We start from the raw sequence: 22265 nt of genomic DNA on the forward strand, positions 1-22265 counted from the left end.
ACACCACTCCCGCGGAGGTGGCTCATACTCCACGTATTGTAGAATACCGAGTTTCTGAGGCAGTTCAAAAACAGAGGCCGTGGTTTTGATCTTTTTGGCCGCTGTCGTCATATCCACTCCCTCAAGGCCGTCAACACCTCCTCCAGCGCCTCCCTCTCGATCAGGTAGACCCCCCTCTTATAACGCTTGGCGAGGCCTTTTTCAACCAGCCTCATCATGAGCTCGCGCACCGCCATCCCGCACCGCCTGTCCACCCCGCACACGTCGCGCGTCCTCACGGACACGACGGCGCCCCTCCCGCCTCCTCCGCGCCTCTGGAGGTGCCAAAGCAAGGCGGGGAGGTACCGCCTCGTCTTCCGCCCCACGCCCTCCCGGCGGCGCGGACGCCCGGCCATGACCTGGGGAAAGCCCACCTTTAAAAGTTTTTCGCAAAACCGCTATAATGATAAGCGATAATAATACATTAAGATAAAGATCGCCGAGAGGTAGGCGATTTAAGTCGCCGTCTTTTCGACTTGACATAAAAGTTTAGTCGAGGCAGAGAGAAAGGGAGGGGAGGGGAAAAAGAGGGGTTTCATCCCGGCGGGGCCTCGTACGCCCAGCCCTCCCGACGCCCGCGCCTCACAGTATCCGCACGTACTCCTTGGCCCTCGCGAATGCCGACCGCCTCTTAGGCCTGTAGATCTCCCTCACCCCGCCTTCATGGGGCTCCAGGCCCTTGAACTCCAGCTCAAGCCTCCTGACGTTGCTCCCATCCGCGGAGCAGTAGGCCCAGCCGAATAACGATATACACGCCTCCGACCCGTCCCTGGCGACGTAGGCCTCCACGGAGTACGGGTTCACGAGGCTCACCGGCCCCTGCCCTACCAGCTCAGCCATCCAGGGATATCTCCGCAGAACCTTGGCTATCCCCACGATCTGCTTCTCCGCGCGGGGGGCCCACCTCCTAAGCCAATCGACGCCTAAGGCGCCCAGCTCCGGCCACTCCCTCAGGAGTTGTTCGACTGGGTCTGCTTGCTCGGGAGGCCTCCTCACCGCGCCCGCGTCCATGCCCGAGCTCATACCCTCATCCTCCTCGCGGCGCTCTTGACGCCCACGATGGTCACGCCGGCCGCCTCCGCCAGGCGTATCAGCATCCCGTACTCCTTGTACGTGGCCAGCCAAAGCGCCGCCGCGGCCAGGACCCAGGGGCTCCTCCCCGCGGTAGCCCTCCTGTTTCCGGCCAGGATCTCAAGGGCCCTCCTTATCACGGGAGCCGGCAGTCTGGCCCTCGCGGCCACGGTCTTGACGTAGTCCTCAAGGGGAGGCCTCCTGCCTCTGGCCGCCTCGTTAAGCCTCCAGGCCGCCCTCTTGACCGCGGATTTGTCCGCCTTACTGCACTTGAGGAAGTCGCTCAACGGCCGGGGCTCGCCTAGATCCCTCGCCGCGAGCCAGAGGGCCGCCACAGCGACGGCCCCGGCCGAAAGGCCCTCCAGGTCGTGCACATGCCTCCTCACCAGCGCCATCGCCGCCTCGGCGACGCGGTGCGGCGCGCCTGCGCACTCCCTGACTCTGCTGACCTCCGCCCCTATCGCCGCGAGCCTCATCTCCCTCCCGTGCAGGGTGTCCCTGTGGAAGCTCGCTAGCGCGAGCCACCGGGGGCCGTGCTCCATCTCCACGCCGATCTCCGTCTTGTTCACCAGCCTTAGGGGCGCCGCGCGTATCCGCACGAGCTGGCTCGCGTCGTAGGCGCGCCACTCCGGCCCCGTATCGACTACGCCATCGACCACCAGGCCGCATTGGGTGCACACCACCTCCCCCCTCTGCCAGTCTACGGCGAGGGGGCCTCCGCACGAGGGGCAACCCGCCCGCTCCATGCCCCCAAGAAAGCCCACCTTTAAAAGTTTTTCGCAAAACCGCTATAATGATAAGCGATATTAATATATTGTTATTAAGTACGCCGAGGGATAGGCGATTTAAGGCGCCGCATCTTAACATTAATAAATTATGCAAAGCCCCCGAGGGGAAAGCGATTTAAGGCGCTGTTTTTTCGGCTTGACGTAAAAGTTTAGCCGGCAAGGGGAAAGGGAGGGGAAAAGGTAAGGAAAAAGGTTCTCAATCCCGGCAGAGCCCCGTCCGCCTTGCCCTCTCGACGGCCTTCTTTCTTACGGCCCCGTTGCCGACAAGGGCGAGGGCCCATCCCCTAAGCCAATCGACGGCCTCCCTGTGGAGCATAAACCCGACGACGGGCTCCGTGTTGAGGAGGACGTGCATCTCCTCGACGCCCGCCAGCCCCTCGGCGTGCTGGGGGCAGGCCACGGCGGTGAACCTCTCCCCTCCGAAGGACACCTCCACTCCGAAGAGGCCGTTCCCGAATATCCACGGCACGGCCGTCCAGGGCCTATTTGCCCACCTCTCCCCGGGCTCGACCTGGCGGGGGTACCGCACCGAGGCGAAGGCCGCCTTGCCGAGAACCATCCAGGCTGTGGGCACCGCGGCGTCGAGCGCCCTCCTAGCCATCCACTCCAGCTTGTACCACTCCTGGAGCTCCATGCACCCGGGAAGGCCCATCTTTAAAAGTTTTTCGCAAAATCGCTATAATTATAAGCAATAATAATGTATTGAGGTAAAGATCGCCGGGAGTATGCGGTTTAATACGGCGCATTTCTTGACTAACAAAAAACGTCATCCCCACGAATCCACGGGGTTTAAGGCGCCGGAGATCTTGATTTTACAAATTTTATAGAGGCCGCAGGGCGCGCGCGGGGGCGGCGCCCGTGGTGGCGGGCCCGCCGGCGCTCCGGAGGCCCCCGCGGCCCCTTCCGGGGACGGCGTGTAGGACGCATGTGCTCGGCGGGCTCCTCCGCCGTCGCGGGCCTCCGACGCCGACGGAGCCGCCGCCCGACCGCGAGGGCGGCTATATATCTATCCCGTGGAGTTATATATTGACCCGCGCCCCCATCGAGGATGCAGGGATAATACAGGAATTTTACGGGAAGCCCGGGCCCACCTTTAAAAACCCGCCTTTTCCCTCCGGTGCAAGGTATTTAAGGGGGTGCGGGGGGGGGGGCGTCGTGAGGTATGCGAGGAGGGCGCGGGGCGTGAGGGCCGGCCCATGCATAGCCGGCCACCCCGTCCCGGAGCACTGGGAGGCCCTCCTCGGCGACCTGGCCAGGGAGATAGTCAGGCGCCTGGGCGCCAAGGACGTGGAGGACGCGGCGCGGCAGATATTCCACTACCCCGCCCTTCTCCACACGGCCGTCTGCAGCCCCCAGATCGCCGTCGAGGGGAGGTACGGCGGGGAGTGGGCGAGGCTCTGCGCCGCCGGCGAGACGCCCATGGGGGCCGGGGTCCGCTTCCCCGAGGCCCCGGCGGACGCCCGCATCCCGCTGGACATCTACCTCGGCCCCTGCGCCCTCTGGTCGCTGAGGACGGATAAGGTGGCGGTGAACTGGCAGAAAAACGCCCCCGACCTCTACCCGGCGTATTCGAGGTGGGACGGGAGGTATCCCCACGCCTACTTCCGCGACGTCTTCCCCGTGGTCGCCTTCGAGGCGGCGGATCGGCTCGGCCTGGTGGGGCTGGCGAACGCCCGCTGTGCAAGGCGGGGGAGGAGGTGCACGGCCGTCGCGGCGTGGGTGTACTGGATACGCAACAGGAGGATGCCGCAGATAGACCTCCAGCTGGGCCGGCTCCTAAACTTAGTTTAAGCCCCTCCGGATACAGACCCGCCGTTTTCGGCGAATTTGTATCCGGGCTTTGGGGGGTTCCCGCCGTTTATTCTCGGCGTCTGTATCCGGAGGATTTAGACATATATGTAAACTTGAATCTAGATGTTTAGAGGGAGTTTTCAGCAAGATTTTTAAGGCTTTGTGGCCCCGCCTATATGGAGCTTGCGCTTGATGACGTCAAGGCGTCTCTCCGCGGGGCTGGCTGGGAGGAGGAGTGGGGCCCTCCCCCAGCCCCCCACGAGTTCATCGTGAGGAGGGAATACCTGGAGAAGGTCGTGGACGCCGACAGGGCGTGCCTCAAGAGCCGGAGGCCCGTGGTGTACCTCGCCGCAAGCGCCGGGGGCAGGTGGTACGTGGTGGGGCCCGTGCCGCCTACGCCGTACAACTGCCTCCCGGTCACCTTCAAGAAGGCGTTTCCGGACGCGGCGTCGGCCGTGGGCGAGCTGGTGGAGTACGCCATGAAGATATTCAGGTTCTACCCCCGCTGGTTCAAAATAGGCGTCATAAGGGAGGCGGGCCTCTGCAGCTGGCCCGAGTTCCACTTCCTCTGCCAATACGAGGACGTGGCCCCTCTGCTGAGCGCCAGAGCCCAGAAAAAAGAGGCCCCCCGCGCGGCCGACGGGCAGGCCGGCGGGGACGGGCAGGGCGCGGCCGGATCGGCGGGCTTCGCCCTGCGCCGCGCCGCCGGGGCCCAGGCCTCCGCCGCGCCTCTCCTCCGCCGGCGCCTGCCGTCTTGCCTGTGTCTGCCTGGGCCGTCTTTTCAAGCCTGTAGCCCGGCGCCGTGCCTTCAAAGACAGCCTCTACGCCTAGGTCTAGGGCGGCTCTGCACCTAACGGCGGCCACCTTTCCCTCTTGGTCCACGGCCGCCTCGATCTTCAGCAGAGGCGCTTCGACAACTTCAAGCCTAAGGCCGAAGAGTCGCTCGACGACTTCTGCGAATAGCCTCTTGACTTGGGCGTAGACAGCCGTCGTAATCCTAAACCACTTATCTTCGTCAGGTTGTAACCGCGGCCAGCTCCTCGCTGTTGCGTCTAGCCTCAGCCAGCTCTCTGCTTAATCTCGGCCTCCACCTCCTCAGCCACATGTTGAGTATGTATTACACTACACCTTAGCTATGAGCAACTTTCAATACTCATTATACAAGGAGGGTGTTTGTGAAGCAAGGAGGATGCGAAGGTCGGCCCTTGCCGACTGCCCATCCCGGAGCGCTGTAAGACTCTCCTAGGTGAGGAGAAGCTATAGACACCGTCTGCCTCTGCGCCGAAGAGCTTCACGCCTATGTAGAGGTTGCCCACGCGGCCTGGGCACGGCGTCGCGCCACTTCTCGTACACCTCGCGGGGGACCGCGTAGTCTCCCACGACGACCCTCACGGCCTCCGCAGTCTTGGCGAGCTCCTCCAGGGCCTCCGCGTCGACGAAGCTTGTGGCGGCGCTGAGGGTCTCAGCGCCTATCTCGGCCAAGCACTTGACCAGCGGCCCGCAGAGGCGGAGCCCGAACTCCAGCCGGAACATACAACCTCCGGCGCGGCCTTATAAAACCGTTGACAGCCGGTTGACGACGTGCGCGTCTCCTCCCACCCCCGCCAGGGCTCGCGGCTTTCGAGACGCCGCCAGCCGGCTTCTGCGAGATGTAGCAACTCGACAGCGGGAGCGCGTGTTCGCCCCCTAAGCTGTACTGCTAGACTTTTGTTTTCTAATGTTATGCCGGCTTCAAGTCATCTAAATATTTATGTTGATGCGTATTTTTAGCTTGTGTCTGAGCTTTATGAGCGTGTCGACGTGGAGTTCCTCCACGAAGTCGTAAGGCAGTATTCCGGTTGCGAGGGCGACTACAGCAAGCTGGCGGAGGAGATAGCGCAGTTCAACGGCGGATACACGCTGGTGGCCAAATACGCCGGCCTCTGGCTGAGGAGCAATGGGTGTAAGGTAAAAAACGTGGAGAGTGCTGTGGAGGAGACGAAGAAGGAGCCAAAGCTCTTCCTTGCTCACTACATCTGGCGGGTGTTGCTTCGTAGCAGTGGCGACTTGGCTAGGAAGGCCGCTGTACCGCTCCTCCTCCACGCCTACTTCGGCCCGGTGCCGGAGGGCATGACGTACATCACAAAGGCGGTAAACTACGGAGTCTGGCGTTTCTTAAAGCCGGAGAAGCTGAAAAGCGCCAGCCTGGAGTCCTTGAAAGAAGACGCGCTGGAGCCTATAGCCAAATGGCTAACCCAAAAGCACGAAGACCTCGTGGAGGAGGTGTTGAGAGACCTAGCCGGTCTAAACGGCGAGAAGGCTAGAGAGCTCTACAAAAAGGCCTTAAGCGACTTAATCAAGGCGCTTGACCGGGCCCGCGACGAAGTACTTAAAGAAGGCGGCAAGATACTCGCCGAGCTTGATGTCCCCGAAGACGACAGGGGAATGGAGAACTCTTTACTGGCCTTTGTCGGCGGGAGACTCGCCGCTATTTTCAAGAGCGGCGAGGTCAGGCATTGCTGGAAGAGGGTGGCCCTAATCGTTGGCCACGCACTGGCTGGATATCACGTATTGCCTAGGAGGGAGCAGTTGCCGGAGGACATCGCAGAGGCTCTGGGAGATGCCTTGAAGCCCTGCGCCGTGGATGCGTACTTGACGATAGACGGCGAGATACCGCCGCTTTCAACATACGTAGCACAACTGATGTCCACAAGAGAATTAAACATACTCGCCCCTTACGCAGAAGCTGACATCATAAGAGCCGCGAGGAAATCGGCGGAGGGGCTGTTGGCGAGGCGGAGAAAGAGAGACTTCTGGTGGCTATCTGAGACATTATATGCCCTGGGTCTGGCGGTGTTGGCCGCCGGGGCTGAGGTGGATGGGGAGATGGCCGACCTGCTGCTCTACACGGCGCCTTTCGCGGTGCAGGGGGTTGCCCGTCCGGAGACTGTGTTGACGATTTTGGCGGCGTTGCGTCCTCTGGTCGAGAAGGCGCCGCATAGATACGTCTCTCTGCTGGCCGTCGCCTCAGAGCTGACTCTGCTGGATCAAGGAACCACATTGTATATCTACCTCGCCTTGCAACAACTCGAAGACCGCCTCCTTGAGACGGAGCGCATCTGGCCTCTGGTGGAGGCTGTCCGCGCCTACTCAGACCTGGTGAGAAGATATCCAGAACACATTAAGAGCAGGTGGAAGGGTGCGGCAAATATGTGCAGGCTGTACGACGAAGTTAGAAAGCGTGGCGCCGCAACGGCGCCGGGTGTCGGCCTCTCGACACAACGCTTGTTCGATGCCGTAGCTAGGGCTTATGTGCTGGCCACGGCGCTATACAGCGACGAGCTGGCGCAAGTCGTGCAGAGGTACTGCGGCTTAGGCGACCTCATAGAGGAGGCCGAGGCCGTAAAGGGCGTGTTAGACGGTGCGGTGACCCATCTAGACGAGTTGAGAAAAATTATGGAAAACGACACAGACTTCGCCGAGTGGGTAACAATCCACAGCCCTACAGGCGACGCCAGGTTTGTGATCGAGAATGTGAGGAATTGGCTCACGCATGTGCTGGCCCTCTACAAGCTAGACCACGCCATTGACGAGAAAGGCGAGTTAGACGAGAAGAAGCTGGAAGAAGCCGCAGAAGAGTTCGAAAAAGCGGCGGAGATAAACAGAAAGCTGAAGCATTGGGAAAACTACCTCATCGACCGTGGTTGGGCTCTTAGGGCCCGCGTCCTCGCCGCAAAGAATTTGAAGGAGCTTCCCGCGAGAGCTGAAGGCTTCTGGGACCTGTGGAGGGAGGCGGAGAAACACCTTGAACCAACCGCCGTTTATTTAGCGACGGCGGCCTTCACACTCGGCGAGTATTTAGTTTACCTGGCGGCCTCTGACAACAAAGAAGAGGCGGTGAAGTTATTGAAAGAGCGGCGGTGGTTGCTGAACTACCGTCCGGAGGTCTCTGTGAATACTCGGCTTATGCTTAGGGTTCTCGGCGTGGGGGAGGGGGCGAGACAGGAGGAAGTTGTGGATGTGTTTAAGTCGCTGTTTTTACCGGAGTTTCGGCCGGCTTTATTGATGCTGGCCGGCCGCCTGCAGAGAGACGAAGCCCATAAAGAATGTGGCAAATTATTCAACGCCCAACCATCTGAGGCCAAACGCTGCGATATCATCGTGGCAACCGCCGCAGGCGATCGAGTAGCCGCCGAGATTTTGAGGTCAGTTATAGAGGAAGTAGCGCCTGAGGCGCGTCCGTTGCTGGGTAAGGCGGATGGGAGGACTCTAGTGGAAGTCCTGGCACCTGAATACTCTCACACACGGCTTGCCTTCATGTTGCTGGCGGCTGTGGAGGGCAGGTCCGACGCGGTTAGGTTGCACGGCCTGTGGGGCTCCGCGTGGTTTAAGAAACCCCTAGTCCGGCGGCTTTTCCGCGCCGTCTACGAGAACTGCGGCGACTTAAACGGCGAGGGGTGCAGGATGGCCCTGCTGAAGCTGTACTACTACCACTATTAGCGACGGCTCCCGCGGCTGGACCTTGCCCGAGGCGGTGGGCCCCAAGTCCTCTTGAGTCCTGTTGCTGGCGACATGCACGGTGTATACGCCAAACTGCGTACCAGCAACAGTCCCCGTCTCAAACGCACTCCTCCGCTCACGGAGACGCTTTCTCTCTTTTCCCGACGGCTTGTGGGCGTATTCTCTCCGCCGGCCTTCGTTTTAGCGCTAGGGCGGCGACTCTGCATCTACGCCGCGGCCCCACTCGGAGAGACACTTCATAAAAACCACCAAGTCTCATGTAATACATTATCTATATTGTGTTTCGAGGAAATTTTGGGGGAGTACGTCTTGCTTCAATTTGTTATAACTAGTTGTATTTTTTAGAGAGTGTCTACTCGGCGTTGTGTATGTTCGTGCGCGTCGGCGCTGAAGGCGGCGAAGCTGGCTACATGCTGTCTGGCGTTGTCAACATACGCGGGGCTATGGCTCGTAGGCCGCGTTTAGATCCGTCGATATTGATCCACCGCGACCCCCGCGCCTGGGTTGAGCCGAGGCACGCAGTCGCCTCGGCGGCTAGACACACCACGCCTCTAGTCGATTGAGATGTACGACTTAGGCATAATCGCGCTGGTGGGCATAGCCGCCTTCGTGATGTTGCCGAGAGGAGACCCCAAGTGGACGCTCCCGGCGTTGATAGGCGCCGTGGCGCTCTTCCTAGTGCCCACAGTGACTATGTTGACCATAGCCTTCTTCACCCCCAAGGGAGAGCTTCCGCCTCTGTTTAAAACTGAACAAGGCGAGTTCTTCCCCTACCCCCTCCCAGACGCCTTGAACCTGCAGAAAGCCTTGGAGAGGAACTACAAGGCCATACACGAGACCTTCGAGGCCCTCCTAACGGCTCAGCAGGTCTCCTTCACCGCCCTCTTCGCCGTGGCGTTTACAGAGACCCTACCCGAAGTAGTTTCAGCTGTGGCGCCGTTGTTCAGCTCTCTAAATTCGCCATGTACTTCTCCAAGGTTAGGGACCCGGTAATGCAAATCGCAATAACGGCATACAACGCCGTCACTGCCTTCGTCATGGTTTTCCACTTCCTGGAGTTTATGGCGGGGCTGGCGGTGAAGATAGCTGTAACTCTCCTGGCGTTTTCGGTTCTGGCAGTCATCTTCGGCCCCACGAGGGCGCTGGGGGGCGCCCTCCTCTTCTTCGCGTTGATTATGATCGTGCCTTCTTACATCGGCTATTACCTGGCGCCTCTGGGGATGGAATTCTCGCGCAAGACCCCAACACAGCCAAAACACTCAACGAAAAAACTTACACAAAAACAAGATACGCTCCGCGGACCGTTGCGCCGAACCTTCTAGGCGCCTACGTGGCGCGTGGAGAGCCGTAGGTCGTGGGTTCGAATCCCATCGGGCCCGCCACATCTTTCTGACGAGCTTCGTACGTAGACGTCCGCGCCGCCCTCTGCTCCTCCCGTGTATAGAGAGCCGCACGGGCAACCTTACACTTGGGTCAGGAGATAGACTCAACACCTCTAGCCCCTCCCTCTCACGTTGCCGCTCTCCTCTCCAGCCAGCGTCTGGCTCTCCTATCATCGCCCTGTTTGAGAACATCCCCCTCTGACAATTCCCTTAAGCTTCTCGGACAAAATGGCCAAGACGCCGATGGTGGCGTAGACACGCCGATAGAGAGGAGATCTGGCTGTCTGGCGTGGAACCGAAGGGCCCAGCTAGGTCACTGTATCCGAAGGTCACCTCCCATTCAGGACCAAAGCATACGTATAGAGGTCCCTGTCAGTCAAGTTCTTCCTGGAAAACGGAACACCGGTCACCATCTCCGTAACGGGAATAGACCTCCAAGCTTACCCGCGAGGTCCATGCCGTCTTTCCACTGCTTCAGGCATGCCTTACCATTGGATGGCCTACTTCATCACGAATGAGCCTTAAGCTATCAAAGAAAATCTATTTGTAATAAAGATAACTGCATCCGGCAGATTTTGAGTAAATAAAAATAATACTGAAAATGGCTGAGGTTATTGTTGTTGCGCCTGTTTCCAGCTCTTCAATACGTTGTAGCCCATTAGGGCGAATACTCTGCCCACGAGCACCAGCAGACCGCCGATGAGAATAATGAAGAGGAGGGCGCCCAGCCAAGTCCATTTGGCGGCGTCGTTGAACTCCTTGACGCCGGTGGCGACGGCGAGTTCATTATAGGCGTTTCTGTAATATCTTCCTGTGAATAACGCAATCACGTAGGCGAGAACGAAGAAACCGGCCAAGACTTCGAAGAAGTAATCCGACAAGTACCAGCAGAGGGGTTTATAACATGTAGGCTCAAAGAGGAGGGCTAAGAATAAGACTATCAACGTTATGGTCCCTACCACGGCAACAGCCACCGCCTTTAGGGCGTTGCCCCAGATGGCATGCCTGTTGAGAGCCTCGGCTAGCCTCTTTAGGGCTACGAGCTCCATTATGTAGCCTGCCAGCGTCGCTATGCCGCCCACTAGAAGCCCCGCGAGTTGTATAATAACGCCGATGAACCCGAGATTACCCGCAGACCTAACTTTCTCCTCCATGGTATATTTACGCTAGATATTTATAAAACTTTGTGATTAACGCGCCGCCGGGCCGCACCGAAGCGATACAAGGCATCAGTGCCTAGCGAGGAGCCGGGGCCTGTTGCCTGAGTTCGCCTATTCTGTTAAGGCGAGTGCCGGCAGGAGGTGTTGTGGCAAACTGGAGACTGCAATACGGTTAAGACTGGTAGCGGCGCGGGACCGGCCCCGAGGCTGGCCAATCCAGCTCTTACTAACGACAAGGGGTGAGAGCTCAAGTCATCGGCCTCACTCTCCTTAATATCGAGGTAAAAGCCTAACCTTAAAAAGCAAGAGGGAGGGCTGCATTAGCCTCCTTGCCCTCGTATCCATCAACAGCCCCTCGAATTCCCTATAGCCTATTCGGCCTGCCGCCGCCATACGCCGATATTAATCAGCTATTCGCTGTCGGGGAGCATTACCTAGAGAAAAATTAGGCATCCAAGCAAACCTGCTGGGTTGCTCTGAGGACGTATTTGTTTGGCTAGTCTGGAGAAAATTTTTAACTGGACACGATTCAGAACGCTTAAAAATAGCGAAGAGGGCAAAGATATGCGGGGAGTCTTGCTGGGCCTAGTTCTTGTTTTCTTCATCTCTGCTCCCTTAATCCATGCTACCACTATCGAATATAGCGGCCTCGTTGATATTTACTACCAGTGTGGAGCTTACGTTACTAACTTCGGCACATGTGCAGGAAACTGCTTCGGCTTCATAATGGCTATAGGAGATACCGCGGAGAGGCCGCCCATCCATGTCTACATAGGCAACACGGAGGCCTCTGTCAACTACACGCTCTACCACGTAGACGACCTCTATCAGCCCAACCTGTGGGTCGCGGAGTTTTGGGGAAATGGATCTGGATCTGTAAGGGTAGAGACCTGGCTTGGCGTTGAGGCATACCTCTTGGTGAACTTCGGGGTGGGGAAGCCTATGTATGTGAAGGTATTGACCCTGCCCTACTTCGCGGGGCGAGGCGAGGCCAAACCGTGGGAGGTGCAACTGGGAGCCAACGGCAACCTATTGGTGTGTACTGTGGGCAAATACGCGGCGAGCGGAGAAGTCTTCTACAACGGCTCGTGGAGGCCGGCCTCGGTCTCCATCGGCTGGTACCACTCGGTGGTGTCGGGGAGCGGGAGCGCGGTCAAGCTGTACTGGAGCAACACGCCCGAGTCTGCGATAAAGGTGGCCTACGTCGTCTTGACCACGCCCAAAGGCCCCGACAGAGCCTTTGTAGTCGGGATAGACGGCTTGCCCGTCCCCGCCCAGTTTCTCCGCCTCATGGCCGGGCCGGGCGTGACTGTGGAGGGAGACGGCGTCGTCTCCTTCTTCGGCACAGGCTACCTCACATACGGCGGGAGGCAGATAGAGCTCAGACCCAACGCCACGGTGGTTGTGGAGGGGAGGCGTTGTCTCTATGTGGGGCGGACCTCCACAGGCGAGCCCCTAGATGTGGAAGTCCTCCTCGACGGCAAGCCGGTCGTCTCCGGCAGAGGACAAATAGAGGCTTTCTGTATCCCCGGCGCCACCCAAGCTAGGTACACCTACCGCATTCAGTCCCCCATAACCGACGTGGTCTACACCGTAGAAACTAACGGCAACTACACACTACCCCTCGTCGAGATGGAAATAATAGTGCACGACCTCTATCTAAGACCTGTTAAGGACTATGTGATCGAGACGCCGCCCAATATTTCGCTCACCCTGGTGTTGCCAGACTACAACTATCAGAATACGGTAACCGCGTTTGCAGGAAAACTAGATATATATCCAAATCCATTAAGCTATTTACTACAAATATTACTAAGTATTTTAGGAGAAATAGGAAAAAATAATATGAAAACAACATCGAATTTGTATATATACTATCTATTAATTGGGAGATTTATACCTTATCCGTTGATTGAGGCATCTATACTTATTTTTCTCATTTATTACATGCTACTTCTGTTTGCCCGAAAAAGTATATATGGACTTGAATTTAGATTACTTAATCCGATCTTATTTATTATTAATGGTATTTTACCATTAGTCTTCATTAATATCTATTCAATTATATATTTTATATTATTTATTTTATTATATATATTCATACGTACAGATATATTTGATAAACTAATATTAAATATTTTTGTACTTTTATTATTTGCATTATCCATCTCAGTACATTCTGGAATGCCTATTTCTTATTTCGTCGCTTGGACGCCTGTGCTGATTCTTTCTTTACATGTAATACTATTTTTTAGATATTTTCGCTTAGTTAGGCATTTTAGTATTAGTGAAATTATCTTAAGTATTATGTATATATTATTATTTGTTTTGATATTAGTTATAACCATACCATTGGGCGTAAGCGATCTTGTACTAGCCCTTGTATTAACATTACTCCTTCTGCCGGCATCTAGAGTAGCCCACACTTTACATGCGGTTCATTCAAGTTTTCCGTCGAGAAACATAAAAAAGGCCGAAGATAGCTATCGAACATTCTCCGAAAAAGAGCTACTACGGAAGAAAGTATCTGAGCTTCTCTGCAGATTAATACAGAGCAGAAGGCTTGAAGGCACTACATGTTTTGAGATACCTCCCCATAGAATCGAGTTGAATGCGCGTTTTGTAGGGGGCAGAGCCGACCTTAAGAAATTTGAGCTGACCGCCAAAGCCAGGGACTTGGGGATCTCCTACGGCGGTACGGCGGTGATGCAGAAGACAGATATTGGGTGGGCATTAGCCAGCTTACAAGTCGCCGACATGAGCGAATCCTATCTGCCTCCCAGCGGGGGAGAGGGCACATGTAGCGGAGTTGCGATACAGGTAGTATTCTTCCTCTTGGCGCTTGCGCTTTTTGTTATCAACACATCGGCTGGGTTGTTCTTCGCCGTCGTGCTCACATATATATTTCATAGAACTATTTGTGAAAGTCTCAGATTAGGATGGCGCAATGTAGTAATTAAATTATTTATATTTATTATCGCACTATCGATTCTTATTGTTGTAGCGTGGTTTCTTGCAGGACCATATATGGTGGCTATTATCAACATAATTAACTACATTATTAACAATGTTAGACAAATAATTTACCCAGGGAATGTTGCGGCGCTCTCGGGCAGATGGCCGTATATCCTCCTGACATCGCTGATGCTGTTTTATATGCCTATCGTCCATCAAGATAGGCGCTGTCTAGCGCCTTAAAGACGCTCTACTACCAGCTTCCCCACCGGGTTTGCTGGGTTGCATAACAAAATCTCTTTCTGGTCTATCTCCACATCCCCTCTGCCTCTGATATCTTCCCCATCAACATAAGTCCCGTTGGTAGACCCGTCGTCTCTTATGAACAACTTGCCGTTAGACGCCCTAAACTTGACGTGGACGCGCGAAATGGTGTCGGGATCTCTCCACGCATAGGCCGCTAGCTCCCTCCGCCCCAGAACAACTTCAGGTCCGGATTCCACAACCTCGGCCACCTTTTCCCGTGCGCCGTCCTTTCTCACTGCGTATATTACGAACCGCAGAGGTCTATGCGCAACTGAGGTTAAAGATGGGGATTGCGCGGTTTGCTGAGGCTGAGCAAATGTCGGCGGGATCGCCGCTCCACATACAGGGCAGTACGGATTGTTGGGGTCGTATTCGAACTCTGCCCCGCAGTTAAAACATCTTACCTTGGGCATGAGGAAAAGGCTATCAAAATTTAAATACTTTAAAGCCGAGCTCAGTATGGCAAGTCCTCTTCAGGTGGAGATATACCAAAACCGACGCGCGCTCGCGGCGGGCCAAGAGGGCGATGTGTATATACTGGCGAAGATAGTCCCCTCGAAGGAGCTGAGGGAGTTCGTTTCTCAGAACCCCCGAAAGGTGCACATGGCTTTCTTGCTCGACGTAAGCGCCTCTATGTGCGGAGAAAAGATTGAGGCGGCAAAGGAGGCTATATTAAGGAGGTTTCGAAACGACTTGCAGGACGACGATATTCTGTCTTTAGTCGTTTTCTCCACTTCTGCGGTAGTTGCGATAAATTCGGCAACAAAGAAGTACGCTGCAACCGAAGTCGAGTCAGTAATAAGGTCGATCGACTGCGGCGGTTCCACGTCTCTATACCAGGCATTGACCATGGCGGTCAATCTTCTCTCTAAGACCCCACCGGGCTATACAAGAGTTATGATTGTCGCCACCGACGGGAGGCCGACAGACGTTGCCGACCCGAACCAAGTGCTCGAACTAACGAAGCTGGCGAGAGAAAAATATAACATAATAACCTTCATATACGGCATCGGAGAGGACTACGACCCAGCCCTCTGCGAAGAGATGGCTAAGATAGGCGGCGGCCGCATGAGGCATGTAAAAGGCGCCAAGGAGATCGAGGGGCTGACGCAGGCGATAGTCTCGGCTATAAAAAACATCGTGATTGAAAAACCTACCCTCAAGATCGAGACCGAGGTCGGCACTAAGCTAGAGGAGGCCTTTCTCATATATCCCACCCTCAGAGTCTTGGATCCCGGCGCCGCCACGTGGGACGTTGGCGCCGTCTCTGCCCGTGATGTAATAATAGCGAGTTTTAGGGCTACTACATACTCTAAAGATGAGGGGAGGCGGAAAATCGCCACTGTGTCCTTCGGCACAGCCACAAGACCTGTCGAGGTGGAGTTCGTGGCGGCTGTCAGCTCAGATGAGCAAAATCCAGAGGTAAGGCTGTACCACGAGGTCGCCCGCGTCGCCGTGAAGATACTAGAAAAAACGAAACAGGGCCTAAGCGCAGATGAGGAGTTCGCCGCGCTGAACAGTCTGCTCGCTGAGCCCGTTGCCAGAAGCCTCATGGCTAGGGATATATACTTCGCCGCGCTTGCGCAGAGAGTTTTGGGCACGCAAAGCTTGGACGGTAAGACTAGAATCGACAGACTCTCCAACATAGGCGGGTGAGCTCCTGCCAAGCTCCGCTACAGATAGGAGAGGTGGTACTAGGCAGATATGTAATCAGGAGCGTGCTAGGTTGCGGAGGGATGGGCATCACCTACCTTGCGGAGGACCGTGGCGGCGGAAGAGTGGTAATAAAACAGCCGAATCCCGGCGGCAACGTCCCAATAGACCTCGTTGTAGAGAAGCTCGAGAAAGAGGCGGAATTTCTGAGAGAGATATGGAGCAAATACGGCGGTCATCCCAACATAGTTAAGTTCATCGATTTTGGGCACATAGGCGCCACGCCCCTCCTAGTTGAGGAATACGTCGAGGGCGAGAACTTAGCCGACTACGTTGTAAAGACTGGCGGACTCGACCCCGACGTGGGATACAACGTCGCGATGCAACTTGCAGACGCCCTGGCCTTCCTTCATAGAGTTGGGAGACTTCACAGGGACTTCGCGCCCGATAACATCATGGTCCAGCCCCATAACAACTATAGGGTTGTATTAATAGATTTCGGCACAGTCAAGAGAGGGAAAGGACAGGGGACACAGGTCGCGAAGCCCGGCTTTTCGCCGCCTGAGATAATAAGAGGTGAGTTCTACGAATCCTCCGACGTGTATATGTGGGGTGCTACGGTCTTGAGCGTTCTGAGGCCGCGCGATGCTCAACTTGCCAGGCTTACGCCGCAACAACGAATAGCGAGATATATTGCCACACATGGTCTCGCAGACAGGCCCTGCAACCTAGTCGTCTGCGGTAAGTACGAAAGAAAGCTCTCGCATGTGCTATCTAAGGCCCTAGATCCCGACTACCGCAACAGATTCTGGGATGGCGTAGAGCTTAGAAATGCGCTGGTTCAAGAACGGCGTCGCGCGTATCTTTTCTATAACGATCAGAAATGGATCCTAGATCCCGATAAAAAAGCAACGGTAACTATCGGAAGGCGAGCCGATATATCACTCGACGATCCGTATGGCTATCTCGAGGAGGGGCATGTTGAGATTCAATACGACGAGGGGAGCGGTATATGGCTAATTAGAGACCTAGGTAGCGTAAACGGCACGGCAATCAAGAGATATGGAAATTTCATAGTCGTCTCGCCAGGCTGTAGACGCACGTGTCCGGGCACTCCAAGCAAACCAGTACAGCTTCAAGATGGCGATGAGATAGTGCTAGCGTTCAGCGAGATTTTAAGGTTGCCATATATAACTCTTAAATTCAAGCTAAGCAATGTATAGGGTAGCTGCCAGAAGTAGTGCCGGTAGAAAGATACTTAACGAGGATTCATATTCTATCTGTAGACTTGAGCTTAACGGCCGCTACGGGCTAATCGCCGCCGTCGCCGACGGAGTAAGTACACTTAATATTGGTGATGTGGCTAGCCGAGTCGCTATTGCGACGTTTACCGCAAGAGTCGTTGAGCGTTTGTTTGCAGGCGCGTCGCTTATTTATGATGATGTACTTATCGCCGAAATTCTCCGCGATGCCGTGAGTTACGCCAATAGTGTCGTCTTAGACAGCGTCATGGGCGGTGGGACTACCCTCGCGGGCGTCGTCGTGTTGGAAGATAATGCCTACGTGGTGAACGTGGGGGATTCCCGCCTTTACTTATTCGGGGATGGGGAGTTTCACCAAATAACCCGAGATCATTCAGTGGCTTGGAGCGAGCTGGAGAGGGAGATCCGCAGACTGGCGGCGATGGACTTTAAAGAGCGTGCGGAACACAAGAGGAAAATCGTCGTCGAGCATCCCCAAGCGCATACCATAACAAACCTAGTGGGATACTACGGGAGGGTGGAGCCAATCGACGTCTTCAAGTTGAGACTCTACGAAGGCGACGGTTTATTGTTAGCAACAGACGGTGTAACTGACGTCCTAGACGACTACGAAATATGGCAAATAATTACTGAGGAAGGAGATGAGAACAAAATTGTTGATAGATTGGTTTCATATGCTATGGAAAAAGGCAGTAAAGACAATATAACTGCTCTCATTATAAAGAAATAAGGACTCTCTGCAATAGAGGAAAATGATTTCAGCAATTTATAGAACCCATCTTTTTCTTTAATATTAGCTCCAATTCTCTTTTTGCATCTCCTTTAGCTAAATCGTAAGGCGTCCTACGCCAGATATCTCTTGCGCAGATATCCGCGTCGTACTGGAGTAGAAGCCTAACAATTACTCCGTAGCCTTTAAATGCCGCTATATGTAACGGCGTCTGGCCGCTCTTATCTGTTGCATTAGGATTGGCGTTATGCTCTAGGAGTTTTGCCACAACATCTACGACGCCCGCCGCGGCAGCTTTATGTAACGGCGTCCAGCCGTCGATGTTAGGTATGTTGGGATCCCCTTTCTCTAAGAGAAGGTCGATCATCCTAAGGATGTCTTTTAAATCGGCGCTTATCTCTCCCCTATTAACCTTCTCGATTATCGCCACTGCATAATATAGCGGCGTCCAGCCTCTCAGCGTCCCTCTCACGTTTGGATCGGCGCCGTATTGTAAAAGAAGCTCCACAAGATCGGGGCGTATTTTCTCAACGGCGTAGTGCAACGGCGTGTTTCCTATATTATCTATTGCGTTCGGCGCCGCGCCTTTTCTCAGCAAGAGATCGGCCACTTCGTGGTGGCCATACCGCACCGCATAGTGGAGCGGGGCACGACCCTTCTTGTCTCTGGCATTTACGTCGGCGCCGGCTTGGATGAGCAAATCGGCACACTCCCGACATCCTACCTCTGCCGCGATGTGAAGCGCGGTTCTGCCGAAATTATCCACTTCGTTAGGGTTATTGCCTTTACTCAAGAATAAATTAAGTAAACTCGGATTTTGATCCTTCACGGCGTCATGAAGCGGGGGTAGTCGCACGCGGACGTTCCGGCCGACAGCTGTATTACGAACTTTGACGCGTTGAGCCCCACGTGGCCTGTCTCTATATTCCCGTACAAGAAGTCTCGCAAGTTCCTCATTCGTTGTGAGATCTATCGGGGTTTTGCGTGCCGCATCTCTTATTCCAGGGTTGGCGCGGTAGCGCAACAACAGTTGCGCAATCTCGATGTTGTTGTTTAATGCCGCGATATGAAGCGGGGTCCTTCCCTCCTTGTTCTGCGCATTAGAATTGGCTCTATTTTTTAGAAGAAACTCTGCGACATGCTTGTGGCCCCTCATCACGGCGTAGTGCAACGGGGTGTTCCGGTCTCTATCCGGTGCATTCACATCAGCCCTATATCTAATAAGGAGATCCACGAGCTCCATGTCGCCATACTCGGCGGCCATATGTAGGGGCGTCCTTCCCCGCGATTCGTCCCTGTCGTTGGGATCCGCCCCCCTTTCTAGCAACAACTTTACAACGTCGAGACGCCTACGCCTCCCCGCCGGATCTCTCTCTTGCGCCGCATAATGCACGGCATAGTGTAGAGGAGAAAAGCCGTCCTTGCGCCGTTGTAACGCCTTTACACTCCTCTCCAAGATATCCCTGACCTTCTCCACTTCACCGTTAGTAATCGCATCGAAGATGTTAGGACCGAGAAACCACATTTACTAAACTCATTCAATCCTTATAAATTTTGAGTCTTTATAAGTTTCGGGGGTTGATGATCTACAGATTTGTTTATACAATCTTTTTCTAAATATAATATATAAATTATGATAACTATTACTAAAATATTTATAAAATAACCTAAGTTTAAGGAAATTACTGAATTTATTGGCAACATAGTGACGTAGAGACGGTCTCGATACCGCGATGTGGCGACCTACATCTCCATGGATCCTGCACTTGTCGCATTTCAATCATCGACATTAGCAGTAGAGTACTAACGAGATATACTATCAGCTATGCTAGCATATTAAATACCAGCATTCTAAAAACTATGAAACTTGCAACCATCTATGGTTTTCGATTGATCCATGTGTTAAAAATTTTCGGAAGTAGTTGCCTGGAGTTTCTTGGTTATCGATTTTAGAGCGCTATAAGCTAGCACATGACCTACTACCGAAAACACGCCCAAGATTAGAAAAATAGAGGCGACCGCCTCTGGGACGTATATAATACTTGCCACTAAGAATCGCCAATCTCTATATATCTTATATAGCCTAAAGGCAGTTAAGGTAAGACCTAGGATAATACCTAGAGGAAGCAAAAATACGGAAACTATATATGTTTTAGTCACAGCAGTTAGATAACCTAGTAAGAGAATAATGATTCCATTATAGCATGTTTTGAACCTCTTATCTATTTTACTAAGTTCTTTTAAAGCTATACGGATATATTTTAAGATAGCAAATGCCGCTACACCAAGACCGAGACCTAGAAGTGGAATAAACCACCACCAAAATATAGATATTGCGCTTGATATGACGAGATATTTGAAGCCACGTGAAAGAAGATTCCAAACTTCCGGCTGGATCCTCTCCATATCTTTAGCGAAATTAGTATTTTTTAAACTTTTAAGCTAAAGCTCTCCTTTTGCAATATGATATGGTCACGCTAGGAATGGCGTTAAAATTCAAAAACACCTCGTCGTAGCTGTTTTATGGCGGAAGAGGAGTTCCGCCATATCTTGACCCCCGGGGGATGGGCTTTCTGGCGTTTCTCGGCGCCTGCGCCTCCTGCCGATACGGAACTCCCGAAGGCGGGGAGGGCGCCGCCGATCGACGAGATGCCGCCGTCGTGGACTTGTATCCTCTTATGGCCTTCTGTTAGTTTGCCTATGTATAGGGCCATGGATGTAGGTTTACATGCAAAGACTTTATCTACATCTATAACTTCTGTATGTTTAACATATGGGGCTGAACCTTCTGAAGGCACATGGTTTACGCTGGAGCTACAGACAAGAGCTTATCACCTTGCGATACTGCCGGACAGCGTTGCGGCCACGCCTCTATCCCAGTTTTCGCACCGCCTATATATTATCTGTGAAACCGAGGCTTGCGATCTTTCGCCGCTTTTCGCGCTCAGCAACCCCCTGGACTTCCCCGAACCCGCCTCACGTGTGGTAAGGACGTATTTCAGCGGCTCTGAGCCTGATGGGCGTTGGATACCTGGTTGCGATTTCGTGCAATGCGATGATATAATAACACATAGCGAGTTCGAGCGGTCTTACGCACGTGGCGCTCTAGATATTCTGGCAGACCCAGAGAGGTTAAATGTGCTCTTTAGACTTATCTACGACCAGTCTCAAAAGACGCGCGAAGAGGGGTTTAAACGGGGTCTCTGGACCGTTAAGCCGGGTGCGCCGCCCGGCGATATGTGGCCCGCGATACAAGACGCCGTTAAGCGCCGCGATTTAGATCAGCTCAAGGACCTCATAGGGCTTGTGGAGCAGGAGAAACCAGCAAAACGAGGACAATTCACCATCACAGCATCTATAGCTTTGTTGTATGTGGCCCACCTCCTACCCTTTGAACGTATCAAGGAATTATTAAGGCTCAAACTGAGATAGGCGTTCTCTAACTCTAACAGCTTAAAGCTGATCCTAGCATCTCAATATTTAGACTATCACTTAGCTAATCATATACATATGTTGTATTGTACTTCGGCACTAGGATCCGATGTACCTCAAGCGGCACATGTCCGCTCGTGGCTCTGCCTGAATGCCGGCTCGGCGTGGGGTGCGGAAGGCGTCCCCTGGCCTTTTTCCGCAATACTCACGCTATAGGCTAACCCTCGTAGAGCCTAGACCCGTCGGGCTATTCATCCAGCCCGTGTGGCCCGATGACGTGTAGATAGACGGCGGAGACGCTCCGATCGGGGCAAATCTCCTCGTAAAGGCCATCGCGACGGTTGCCATGCTGTTTATGCCGTACGCCGTGGCCGCCGCGCCCCAGAGGTTGGTGCGCCTAAGCTCTACACGCCCGTAGCCGCCGTAACCGCATCCGGCGGGTTCTCCCAGGTCTTGGAGAAGATAGTCGGGCGTATCCGGAGCTGGGTGGGGCATCTCTGAGGACAACTTGATGCTAAAGGCGTCTCTGCGGCCTTTGTGAACAGGGAGGGTTGCCGCGTGTTTAATAGCGGACTGTGCCAGCTATCAGAGACGAGGTCTGAGAGGTGGGGGCAACGCTTAGGGGGCGTAGATGGACTGAGGCTGTGGCAGGTTTGGCGCGGGTGGAGGAGGGAGGGGGCGGCAGAACCCACCTGAAGATCACCATAACGGCGGAGGTTGACGGCGTAAGACGCGATTACACGATTACCTTCAGCAGGCGCGGGGCCAGAAACGAGGCCGTGGGCTTCGCCGTAGCGAGGGCCGACGCCCCCGGCGGCAGGGAGGCCGACGCCGAGAGGCTCTCGGCGCTGATTAGGGCCCTCACGGGCAAGAGACCTAGGGTGTACCGCATGAAGGACGGCAGGATAGTGATGGAGTGCGGCAGGGAGCACCTAGACGGCCTCGCCCGCTACGCCGAACTGGCAGAGGCCATAGGGAGGTGGCTGGAGGAGACTGGCCGGTGAGCCTCCTCTCTAGAGCTACGCTTATAAAGGGGGAGAGATAGGATAGCCCCATGCCTTTCCGTCTGATCGAGGCCGAGGACTACGTCAGGATCAACCCTTCGGAGTTCGGCAAGCCGCTTGAGGACGTCGCCCTGGCCCAGCTGAGGGCCAGGTACGAGGGGAAGTCCTTCAGAGATCTCGGCTTCGTCGTGG

The 22265-nt window shown here is 54.6% G+C and carries 21 protein-coding genes; 12 read left to right on the plus strand and 9 right to left on the minus strand.

All coding sequences use genetic code 11. The features are described from left to right. Positions 1-107: 107 nt before the first annotated feature. From AAX04_RS12540 to AAX04_RS10190, 4 genes are all read right to left on the minus strand, one after another. Positions 108-236, minus strand: a complete 129-nt coding sequence (locus tag AAX04_RS12540) for a hypothetical protein (RefSeq protein ID WP_255363617.1) — start codon at positions 234-236, stop codon at positions 108-110. Between the two features lie 385 nt (positions 237-621). Next, positions 622-1062 (minus strand): hypothetical protein, encoded by a 441-nt coding sequence (locus tag AAX04_RS10180; protein ID WP_066797858.1) that lies wholly within the window; start codon positions 1060-1062, stop codon positions 622-624. Next, positions 1059-1856, minus strand: a complete 798-nt coding sequence (locus AAX04_RS10185) for a TFIIB-type zinc ribbon-containing protein (protein WP_156519810.1) — start codon at positions 1854-1856, stop codon at positions 1059-1061. Before AAX04_RS10185 ends, AAX04_RS10180 begins: the two co-directional genes overlap by 4 nt. 238 nt (positions 1857-2094) lie before the next feature. Then, positions 2095-2532: a hypothetical protein gene (locus tag AAX04_RS10190; protein ID WP_066797865.1), complete on the minus strand. Its 438-nt coding sequence runs from the start codon at positions 2530-2532 to the stop codon at positions 2095-2097. A gap of 521 nt (positions 2533-3053) precedes the next feature. On the opposite strand from AAX04_RS10190, the gene AAX04_RS10195 reads away from it, so the two are divergent. Together AAX04_RS10195 and AAX04_RS10200 are read left to right on the plus strand one after the other, a co-directional pair. Continuing rightward, positions 3054-3689: a hypothetical protein gene (locus AAX04_RS10195; RefSeq protein WP_156519811.1), complete on the plus strand. Its 636-nt coding sequence runs from the start codon at positions 3054-3056 to the stop codon at positions 3687-3689. A 176-nt stretch (positions 3690-3865) separates the two neighbouring features. Beyond that, positions 3866-4543 carry a hypothetical protein gene (locus AAX04_RS10200; RefSeq protein ID WP_066797871.1) on the plus strand — a complete coding sequence of 226 codons (678 nt, stop codon included), beginning with the start codon at positions 3866-3868 and terminating at the stop codon, positions 4541-4543. Between the two features lie 403 nt (positions 4544-4946). Here the strand turns inward: AAX04_RS10200 and AAX04_RS10205 are convergent, their stop codons facing one another. Beyond that, on the minus strand, positions 4947-5222 hold the full coding sequence (locus tag AAX04_RS10205; RefSeq protein ID WP_066797874.1) for a hypothetical protein: 276 nt from the start codon (positions 5220-5222) through the stop codon (positions 4947-4949). 240 nt (positions 5223-5462) lie between these two features. On the opposite strand from AAX04_RS10205, the gene AAX04_RS10210 reads away from it, so the two are divergent. The 3 genes from AAX04_RS10210 to AAX04_RS10225 all read left to right on the plus strand — a co-directional run bounded on the left by AAX04_RS10210 (position 5463) and on the right by AAX04_RS10225 (position 9511). Further along, on the plus strand, positions 5463-8168 hold the full coding sequence (locus AAX04_RS10210; RefSeq protein ID WP_066797876.1) for a hypothetical protein: 2706 nt from the start codon (positions 5463-5465) through the stop codon (positions 8166-8168). Between the two features lie 585 nt (positions 8169-8753). Beyond that, on the plus strand, positions 8754-9182 hold the full coding sequence (locus AAX04_RS10220) for a hypothetical protein (RefSeq protein WP_066797882.1): 429 nt from the start codon (positions 8754-8756) through the stop codon (positions 9180-9182). Further along, positions 9182-9511, plus strand: a complete 330-nt coding sequence (locus tag AAX04_RS10225; RefSeq protein WP_066797885.1) for a hypothetical protein — start codon at positions 9182-9184, stop codon at positions 9509-9511. Before AAX04_RS10220 ends, AAX04_RS10225 begins: the two co-directional genes overlap by 1 nt. A 671-nt stretch (positions 9512-10182) precedes the next feature. Here AAX04_RS10225 and AAX04_RS10230 read toward each other — a convergent pair. Continuing rightward, on the minus strand, positions 10183-10725 hold the full coding sequence (locus AAX04_RS10230) for a DUF996 domain-containing protein (RefSeq protein WP_066797894.1): 543 nt from the start codon (positions 10723-10725) through the stop codon (positions 10183-10185). Positions 10726-11295: 570 nt separating this feature from the next. Here AAX04_RS10230 and AAX04_RS10235 point away from each other — a divergent pair. Continuing rightward, positions 11296-13929, plus strand: a complete 2634-nt coding sequence (locus AAX04_RS10235; protein WP_066797897.1) for a hypothetical protein — start codon at positions 11296-11298, stop codon at positions 13927-13929. Here AAX04_RS10235 and AAX04_RS11685 read toward each other — a convergent pair. Then, a complete protein-coding gene (locus tag AAX04_RS11685) occupies positions 13926-14405 on the minus strand; it encodes an FHA domain-containing protein (RefSeq protein ID WP_084761419.1) in 480 nt (159 codons plus the stop codon). The genes AAX04_RS10235 and AAX04_RS11685 overlap by 4 nt on opposite strands. A 46-nt stretch (positions 14406-14451) precedes the next feature. On the opposite strand from AAX04_RS11685, the gene AAX04_RS10245 reads away from it, so the two are divergent. From AAX04_RS10245 to AAX04_RS10255, 3 genes are read left to right on the plus strand one after another with little or no spacing between them, the layout of a single operon-like run. Further along, a complete protein-coding gene (locus AAX04_RS10245) occupies positions 14452-15648 on the plus strand; it encodes a VWA domain-containing protein (RefSeq protein ID WP_162270136.1) in 1197 nt (398 codons plus the stop codon). Positions 15649-15680: 32 nt separating this feature from the next. Next, the gene (locus AAX04_RS10250; RefSeq protein ID WP_369818427.1) at positions 15681-16868 is read left to right on the plus strand and encodes a protein kinase; all 1188 of its coding nucleotides are present in this window, start codon (positions 15681-15683) and stop codon (positions 16866-16868) included. Beyond that, positions 16861-17637, plus strand: coding sequence for a PP2C family serine/threonine-protein phosphatase (locus tag AAX04_RS10255; protein ID WP_066797906.1), 777 nt, complete (start codon positions 16861-16863; stop codon positions 17635-17637). The genes AAX04_RS10250 and AAX04_RS10255 overlap by 8 nt, the downstream gene beginning before the upstream one ends. Positions 17638-17665: 28 nt before the next feature. Here the strand turns inward: AAX04_RS10255 and AAX04_RS10260 are convergent, their stop codons facing one another. Together AAX04_RS10260 and AAX04_RS10265 are read right to left on the minus strand one after the other, a co-directional pair. Beyond that, positions 17666-19162 (minus strand): ankyrin repeat domain-containing protein, encoded by a 1497-nt coding sequence (locus AAX04_RS10260; RefSeq protein ID WP_066797912.1) that lies wholly within the window; start codon positions 19160-19162, stop codon positions 17666-17668. Positions 19163-19539: 377 nt separating this feature from the next. Further along, positions 19540-20043, minus strand: coding sequence for a hypothetical protein (locus AAX04_RS10265; protein WP_066797914.1), 504 nt, complete (start codon positions 20041-20043; stop codon positions 19540-19542). A gap of 117 nt (positions 20044-20160) precedes the next feature. Here AAX04_RS10265 and AAX04_RS10270 point away from each other — a divergent pair, with 117 nt between their 5' ends. The 3 genes from AAX04_RS10270 to AAX04_RS10280 all read left to right on the plus strand — a co-directional run. Beyond that, complete coding sequence (locus AAX04_RS10270; protein WP_066797916.1) at positions 20161-21069, plus strand: hypothetical protein; 909 nt, start codon at positions 20161-20163, stop codon at positions 21067-21069. 653 nt (positions 21070-21722) lie between these two features. After that, entirely contained in the window at positions 21723-22073 is a 351-nt protein-coding gene (locus AAX04_RS10275) for a hypothetical protein (protein WP_156519812.1), read from the plus strand. Positions 22074-22123: 50 nt separating this feature from the next. Then, the coding region (locus tag AAX04_RS10280) for an RPB7/RPC8 family DNA-directed RNA polymerase subunit (RefSeq protein WP_304439080.1) at positions 22124-22265 on the plus strand (142 nt) is incomplete at its 3' end.

Origin of the sequence: Caldivirga sp. MU80 (genome assembly GCF_001663375.1) — an archaeon.
Lineage (GTDB): Archaea > Thermoproteota > Thermoprotei > Thermoproteales > Thermocladiaceae > Caldivirga.